Annotated in this window: 7 protein-coding genes and 1 pseudogene; 5 read left to right on the forward strand and 3 right to left on the reverse strand. The window is 70.6% G+C overall.

What is annotated here, in order from left to right; all coding sequences use genetic code 11:
- A pseudogene (locus tag F3J18_RS34610) lies at positions 1 to 711 on the forward strand (ATP-dependent DNA helicase); the annotation flags it as partial.
- Positions 712 to 839: 128 nt separating this feature from the next.
- On the opposite strand, the gene F3J18_RS34615 reads toward F3J18_RS34610, so the two are convergent.
- The gene (locus tag F3J18_RS34615) at positions 840 to 2,411 is read right to left on the reverse strand and encodes a methyl-accepting chemotaxis protein (protein WP_240154820.1); all 1,572 of its coding nucleotides are present in this window, start codon (positions 2,409 to 2,411) and stop codon (positions 840 to 842) included.
- Between F3J18_RS34615 and F3J18_RS34620 the strand changes: the two genes are divergently transcribed.
- A complete protein-coding gene (locus F3J18_RS34620; protein ID WP_166916610.1) occupies positions 2,410 to 2,607 on the forward strand; it encodes a hypothetical protein in 198 nt (65 codons plus the stop codon). The two genes, F3J18_RS34615 and F3J18_RS34620, sit on opposite strands and share 2 nt — an antisense overlap.
- A 248-nt stretch (positions 2,608 to 2,855) precedes the next feature.
- Here the strand turns inward: F3J18_RS34620 and F3J18_RS34625 are convergent, their stop codons facing one another.
- Positions 2,856 to 3,497, reverse strand: a complete 642-nt coding sequence (locus tag F3J18_RS34625; protein ID WP_166916614.1) for an HD domain-containing protein — start codon at positions 3,495 to 3,497, stop codon at positions 2,856 to 2,858.
- A gap of 126 nt (positions 3,498 to 3,623) precedes the next feature.
- Here F3J18_RS34625 and F3J18_RS34630 point away from each other — a divergent pair, with 126 nt between their 5' ends.
- Positions 3,624 to 4,589, forward strand: a complete 966-nt coding sequence (locus F3J18_RS34630) for a GlxA family transcriptional regulator (protein ID WP_036035133.1) — start codon at positions 3,624 to 3,626, stop codon at positions 4,587 to 4,589.
- A 93-nt stretch (positions 4,590 to 4,682) separates the two neighbouring features.
- Here F3J18_RS34630 and F3J18_RS34635 read toward each other — a convergent pair whose 3' ends face one another.
- A complete protein-coding gene (locus F3J18_RS34635) occupies positions 4,683 to 5,810 on the reverse strand; it encodes an MBL fold metallo-hydrolase (RefSeq protein WP_166916616.1) in 1,128 nt (375 codons plus the stop codon).
- A gap of 86 nt (positions 5,811 to 5,896) precedes the next feature.
- Here F3J18_RS34635 and F3J18_RS34640 point away from each other — a divergent pair, with 86 nt between their 5' ends.
- Entirely contained in the window at positions 5,897 to 6,532 is a 636-nt protein-coding gene (locus F3J18_RS34640) for a TetR/AcrR family transcriptional regulator (protein WP_166916618.1), read from the forward strand.
- Between the two features lie 106 nt (positions 6,533 to 6,638).
- Positions 6,639 to 6,906 (forward strand): NTP transferase domain-containing protein (locus tag F3J18_RS34645; RefSeq protein ID WP_166916619.1); only part of this gene is annotated, 268 nt, incomplete at its 3' end.

Here is a 6,906-nt window from a genome sequence, read left to right on the forward strand (position 1 = left end):
GCGCTGCTGCGGCCGGCCGTCAAGCGCAGCGCTCATTACGCGCCGCGCACGCGACGCGGCGGCGCGCTGATCGGCGGCATGGACGACGCGGGGCGCTGGTCGCTGGTGCGACGGCCGGTGCGCGTGCAGCCGGCACCCGCCGATGGCAACGACAACGACAGCAATCACGCGCACGGCGACAACGCCGGCGCTGGCGCCGCGAGCGCGGCCCATCGCAACGACCTCGCCACGCAAGCCGCGCCGGCCGCGCGTTCGCGCGAGACGCTCGAGCATCTGGCCTGGACCCTGCTGCGCCGCTACGGCGTGGTGTTCTGGCGCCTGCTCGAACGCGAGGCGGCGTGGCTGCCGCCGTGGCGCGAGCTGCTGCGCGTCTACCAGCGCCTGGAGGCGCGCGGCGAGATCCGCGGCGGGCGCTTCGTGGCGGGACTGGCGGGCGAGCAGTTCGCGCTGCCCGAGGCGATCCCGGTGCTGCGCGAGATTCGCCGCCAGCCCGCCGACGGGCAATGGATCGTGGTGAGCGGCGCCGATCCGCTCAATCTGGCCGGCACCCTGCTGCCGGGCCGCAAGGTGCCGGCGCTGGCCGGCAACCGCGTGCTGCTGCGCGACGGCGCGGCGGTGGCGGCCCTGGTGGGCGGCGAGTTCGTCTACGAGGACAGCCTGCCGGCCGAGCTGCACGAAACGGCGCGCCTCAAGCTGGCGCGACGGCATTAGCCAAGGACAAGGCGGCGTGTCGTGCCATGACGCACGACACGCCGCCTGGCGTCATCCCTCGCGATCCGCGCCGCGGGCCGTGCCTGGCACGCCCGGGGCGAATCGCCTTCCTTCAAGCCGTCCCGACCTCAGGCCGTGGCCAGCTCGACACCGCGCCTGGCCCGCTCCGGCGCGCGCGGCGCATGGGCGGCCGCGCCGTTGCCCGTCAGGCGGAACACCGACACGGCATCGTTGAGCACCGCCGACTGTTCGTCGAGCGACTGCGCGGCCGCCGCAGCCTGCTCGACCAGCGCGGCGTTCTGCTGCGTGACGGCATCCATCTGCGTGACGGCCTGGTTGATCTGCTCGATGCCGCGCGCCTGTTCGTCGGACGCGGCCGAGATTTCCGCGACGATGTCCGAGACACGCCGGATCGCCTCGCGCACGCGGCCCATCTTCTCGCTGACGGCATTGGCCTGCCCCGCGCCGCCCTCGATCAGCGTCACCGAGGAGGCGATCAGTTCCTTGATCTCCTTGGCGGCCGCCGCCGAGCGCTGCGCGAGCGTGCGCACCTCGCTGGCCACCACCGCGAAACCGCGGCCCTGCTCGCCGGCGCGCGCCGCCTCGACCGCCGCGTTGAGCGCGAGGATGTTGGTCTGGAACGCGATGCCCTCGATGGTGCCGGTGATCTCGGAAATCTTGCCCGAGCTGCCGCTGATCTGCAGGATCGTGTCGACCATCTCGCGCATCGCGTGATTGTTGTCGTCGGCCAGGCTCGAGGCGTTGGTGGCCAGGCCGTTGGCCTGGCGCGCGTTGTCGGCGTTCTGCTTCACCGTCTCGGTCAGCTCGGTCATGCTGGAGGCGGTTTCCTCCAGCGAGGCGGCCTGTTCCTCGGTGCGCGAGGACAGGTCGAGATTGCCGGTGGCGATCTCCCGGGCCGCCAGCGACACCGAGCCGGTGCTCGACTGGATGCGTCGCACGGTCTGCGCCAGTTGCGTGTCCATCACGCGCAGCGCGTGCATCAGTTCGCCGAACTCGCCGCGGAAGCTGTCGTCGATGCGCACTTCCAGCCGGCCGTCGGCGATCGTGTTGGCCACCGCGATCGCGCTGCCCAGCGGCCGCATGATGGTGCGCAGCAGGTAGACCGAGGCGCCGACCGCCACCAGCAGCCCCGCCGCCACCAGCACGATCGCCATCACCAGCGCGTTGCGCGCGCTGGCCGCGCCGTCGGCCGCGAACTGCGCGGCCTGCTGGTCGTTCAGGTCGATATCGGCCTTGATGCGTTCGAGCATCTCGTTGGTCGCGTCGTTCTGCGCGTCGATCAACTGGGTCGCGCCGTCGTAGTTGCCCGCGGCGAACGCCTCCACCACCTGCGCGGTGGCCTGGCGGAACTGGGGCATCGCGGCATTGAGCCCGTCGGCCAGCTCACGCTCCTTGTCGGAGTTGATCGCGCCGGGATAGTAGTTCGGCCAGATCTTGGCGATCCGGCTCACGGTGCGCTGGATCGAATCGAGCGACTTGCGGTTGCCCTCCCCCTCGCGCATCACCTGCATGCGGCGCATCTGCAGGCGCACGTCGATCAGGCCGGCGCGGATCTCGCCGAGCGTGCGGATCGGCTTGACGGTGGTGGTGTACTCGTCGCTGACCATCTTCTCCAGCCGCGAGATGGTGAGGGTGCCGAACACCCCGACCAGCGCGATGATCAGCACGCAGGCCGTCATGGCCATCACGATTTTGAAACGGACGCTGTGCTGCACGCTGCTCACGGTGGGGTCTCCTGTTCTGGCCGCCCCCCGGGCACGGCGGGCGAAATATCGGCGGGCACGTGCCATCCCGCGGGACGGCATGCCCTGCCGCGATTACGGCGCCGGCTTCCCCAACTTTAATTTTTTCGTTTTTCTTTTTGAAATCAAATGACACGCTGTTGCGCATCGAAAACCAATCGAAAGCTTTCGGCCGGGATGGCGGGCATCTCCGGCGCGCAAGGTGCGCGGCGCGGGCGCGGAACGCCTGGCGCGGCCTGGTCTCCCCCACGCCGCGCCGGGCCCCGCGCCCGCTCCACGCGAGACGCGACGCCCCCCGTCACGCCTCGCGCGGTCCACGCCCTGCTGCGGTGACGCGCTTCGCGTCACCGCTCGAGCCATGCCGCCACGCGCCTGGCGCGCTCAACCGCGCCAGGCCGAGCAGCGGATCACCGAGCAGAAGTTGCCGGCATGGAAATGCGGCTCCTTGTCGGCGATCACGTCGGCCTTGACGTTGCCGAAGGTCGTCTCGGGCTTGTGGCGGATCCCGTCGTAGAAGGCCTGGATGATGTCTTCCTTGAAGTGCTCCGGGCGCGGGTGCAGGTGCGTGACCGCCTCGCGCTCGTGCTCGTGGTACTCGTGGTAGGTCAGGCCCAGCACGTCCATCTCCACGCCGGCCGTCACCAGCGAGATCACCGGATGCATGTGCTGCGGAATGCCGGGCGTGGTGTGCAGCGCGATCGCGGTCCACACCAGGTCGATGTCGTGCTGTTCGATGCCGCGCTGGCGCAGGAACTCGCGCGCCGCGTTGGCGCCGTCCACCTCGAAGCGCTCGTGCGCGCTGCTGTGCGAGGGCATCAGGCCGACGTCATGGAACATCGCGCCGGCATAGAGCAATTCCGGATCGAACTTCAGGCCGCGATCGCGACCGGCAAGCGCGCCGAAATAGAACACGCGGCTGGAATGATGGAACAACAGGGGACTTTCGGTATCCCGAACGAATTCCGTGATCTCCCGCGCAAGCTGGCTGTCGGGAACGCGGATGCCACCGATATCGACGCTCATGATCTTCTCCGTGTGAGGACTTCGGGATTGATTCTCCCGCGTGCTAGGATTGTCATCAATCGGCGTGTCACGTCATTTTCTGCCAAATCGCGCGGAATGCGGACGGCGCCGCCAAGGGGAACCCGAATGAGCAAGACCATCGCGATCCTGGCCGTGCCGGGCGTGCAGTTGCTGGACGTCAGCGGGCCGCTGGACGTGTTCGCGCAGGCCAACGTGGAAGCCGGCAAGGCCGCCTACCGGATGCTGGTGCTGGCCTGCGAGCCGGGCCACCTGGTCAGTTCATCGGGCGCGCGCCTGGTGCCCGACGGCGTGGTCGGCGAGGCGCTGCCCGAGATCCACACGCTGCTGGTGGCGGGCGCGCCGGGCATCGGCGCCGGCGGCGTGCCGGTCGCGACGCTCGACTGGCTGCGCGCGGTGCCGCGCCGCTGCAAGCGCTTCGGCTCGGTCTGCACCGGCGCGCTGGTGCTGGCCGAGGCGGGCCTGCTCGACGGCCGGCGCGCCACCACGCACTGGGCCTCGGTCGAGGCGCTGGCCGAGCGCTGCCCGAGCGCGACGGTGGAAGCCGATGCGCTCTACGTGCGCGACGGCCGGCTGCGCACCGCGGCCGGCGTGACGGCCGGGCTCGACCTGGCGCTGGCCCTGGTGGAGGAGGATCTGGGCCGCGAGATCGCGATGCGCGTGGCGAGCCAGTTGGTGATGTTCTTCAAGCGCCCCGGCGGGCAGTTGCAGTTCAGCCGCAACGGCGCCACCGCGCCGGCCGGGCGCTCGGTGCTGCAGGACGTGCAGCGCTGGGTGGCCACGCAGCCGGAACTCGATCACAGCGTGACGAGCCTGGCCGGGCGCGCCGGCCTGAGCCCGCGCCACTTCGCGCGGCTGTTCCATGCCGAGGTGGGCGTGACGCCGGCCGCCTGGGTCGAGCTGGCGCGCGTGAACGCGGCGCGCGCCCTGATCGAGACGGCCGGCGACGCGCCCAAGCAGGTGGCCGCCAAGTGCGGCTTCGCGAATGCCGACGTGCTGCGCCGCGCCTTCGTCAAGCACGTGGGCGTGACGCCGGCCGAGTATCGCAAGCGTTATCGGGACGAGGAGCGCTGAGCGCGGCCGCGACGGCGCATAAAAACGAAGCCGCCGTCGCGACAGGAACGACGGCGGCCTCGATACTTCGGGCTTCTGATCAACCGACCCGCTTCAGGTTTCCGGTGCCTGCTCGCCGCGGCAGCGCCAGCGGCGCGCGCGCGTCGCCGGCTCGGCCGCCGTGTCGGCGACGCCGCGCCACCAGCGCTCGCCTCGATGCGGCGCGGCCAGGTCGAGCCGCTCGCCCATGCGCGGCGTGGCCAGCGCGATGCCCTGCGCGGCCGCCAGGCCGAACACGCGCTCGAACGGATCCTGCCAGCGATGCATGGCCAGGTCGAAGGTGCCGTTGTGGACCGGCACCAGCCAGCGCCCGCGCAGGTCCTGGTGGGCCTGCACGGTATGCTCCGGCTGCATGTGGACATAGGGCCATTGCGCGTCGTAGGCGCCGGTCTCGAGCATCGTGACGTCGAACGGCCCGAAGCGCTCGCCGATCTCGCGGAAGCCGTCGAAATAACCGGTATCGCCGCTGAAGAAGATCCGCAGCTCCGCGTCGATGATGGTCCACGAGGCCCACAGCGTGCTGTTGCCGTCGAACAGGCTGCGCCCCGAGAAATGCTGCGCGGGCGTGGCCGTGAAGCTGATGCCGTCGATCTCGGTGCCCTGCCACCAGTCGAACTGGCGCACCCTGGCCGCGTCGATGCCCCATTCGATCAGGCGGTCGCCCACGCCCAGCGGCGTCAGGAAGATCGCGGTGCGATCGGCCAGCGCCAGCACCGTCTCGCGGTCGAGGTGGTCGTAGTGGTCGTGCGAGAGGATCACGCCGGCCAGCGGCGGCAGGTCCGCCAGCGCGATCGGCGGCGCGTGGAAGCGCTTCGGCCCGACCCGCTTGAACGGCGAGGCGCGCTCGCCGAACACCGGGTCGGTCAGCCAGAAGCCGCCGCGCAGCTTGAGCAGCAGGGTCGAATGGCCGAGCCGGTAGAGGCTGCGATCGGGCGCGGCGTCCAGCTCGGCGCGCGTGAGCGCATCGACCGGCAGCGCGGCGCCCGGCTGGGTGCCGCGCGGCTTGTTGAACAGCACGTTCCAGGCAATCGACAAGGTCTTGCCGAAACCCTCGGACGGACGCGGCCGCACATTGCGGAAGCGCTCGCCGTCGTGCTGCGGCGAAGCGGTGGACAGCGCGCGCCCGCGTTGCGCGGCGGCGATGCCCAGCTTGCGGCTGAACCAGTCGGGAAGCGAAATCATGGTGAATCCGTCCGGAGAACGAAAAGTAGACTCGCTAGTGTAGTTTGTTTTCGAGAAAAGTAAACCGACAAGTGTAAAATTCGCCCATGGACGCCAACCCCACCCCCACCCGCCTGACCGACCGGAAACGGGCCGCGATCGTCAGCGCGGCGATCGACGAATTCCTCTCGGCCGGCTACGACGCGACCAGCATGGACCGCATCGCCGCCAGCGCGCAGGTCTCGAAGCGCACCGTCTACAACCATTTCCCGAGCAAGGACGCGCTGTTCCTGGCGATCCTGGAACGGCTCTGGGACGCCACGCGCGGCGGCGAGGCGCTCGCCTATCGCGCCGGCGAGCCGCTGCGCGGGCAATTGGTCGAGCTGCTGATGCGCAAGCTGCGGCTGCTCGCCGACGACACCTTCCTGTCGCTGGTGCGCGTCGCGATGGCGGCCGCGATGCATTCGCCCGAGCGGGCACGGGACATGGTGGCGCGCCTGGGCGAACGCGAGGAGGACCTGGGCATCTGGATCCGCGCGGCAAGCGCCGACGGGCGGCTGTCGGTGGCGGATCCCGGCTTCGCCGGGCAGCAGTTGCAGGGGCTGGTGAAGTCCTTCGCGTTCTGGCCGCAGGTGGCGATGGGGCAGCCGGCCATCGCCGGCGAGGCGCGGCGAGCGCTGGCGGAATCGGCGGCGGACATGTTCCTGGCGCGCTACGCGAAGGATGCCGAGGCGCGCGGCTGAGGGCCCGCGGCGGCCATCGTTTTCCATCATCGTTTTTTGATCCGTGCGAAGCCGCGGCGGAATCGGCACAATCGCCGTCACGGCTTCCCTGTTTCCGGTTTCGCTCATGTCTGACGTTCACTCCTCCCCCGTGGTCGGCGTGCTGCTCGCCGCCGGCCTCGGCACCCGCTTCGACCCCAGCGGGCAGGACAGCAAGCTGCTGGCCGCCCTGCCCGACGGCACGCCGGTGGCGGTGGCCGCCGCCCGGCGGCTGCGCGCCGTGATGCCCGAGGTGATCGCCGTGGTGCGGCCCGGCGCCGAGGTGCTGGCCGAGCGGCTGGCGATCGTCGGTTGCCGCGTGCTGGTGGCGGCCGAGGCAGCGCAGGGCATGGGCG

The organism is Burkholderia sp. Ax-1720, assembly GCF_011753035.1.
In the GTDB taxonomy this organism is placed as follows: Bacteria; Pseudomonadota; Gammaproteobacteria; order Burkholderiales; family Burkholderiaceae; genus Burkholderia; species Burkholderia gladioli.

Bases quoted from the DNA above. Each gene is read 5' to 3' on its own strand.
- F3J18_RS34620 (WP_166916610.1), top strand. From the start codon at position 2,410: ATGGCCATCACGATTTTGAAACGGACGCTGTGCTGCACGCTGCTCACG.
- F3J18_RS34615 (WP_240154820.1), bottom strand. From the start codon at position 2,411: ATGACGGCCTGCGTGCTGATCATCGCGCTGGTCGGGGTGTTCGGCACC.
- F3J18_RS34625 (WP_166916614.1), bottom strand. From the start codon at position 3,497: ATGAGCGTCGATATCGGTGGCATCCGCGTTCCCGACAGCCAGCTTGCG.
- F3J18_RS34630 (WP_036035133.1), top strand. From the start codon at position 3,624: ATGAGCAAGACCATCGCGATCCTGGCCGTGCCGGGCGTGCAGTTGCTG.
- F3J18_RS34635 (WP_166916616.1), bottom strand. From the start codon at position 5,810: ATGATTTCGCTTCCCGACTGGTTCAGCCGCAAGCTGGGCATCGCCGCC.
- F3J18_RS34640 (WP_166916618.1), top strand. From the start codon at position 5,897: ATGGACGCCAACCCCACCCCCACCCGCCTGACCGACCGGAAACGGGCC.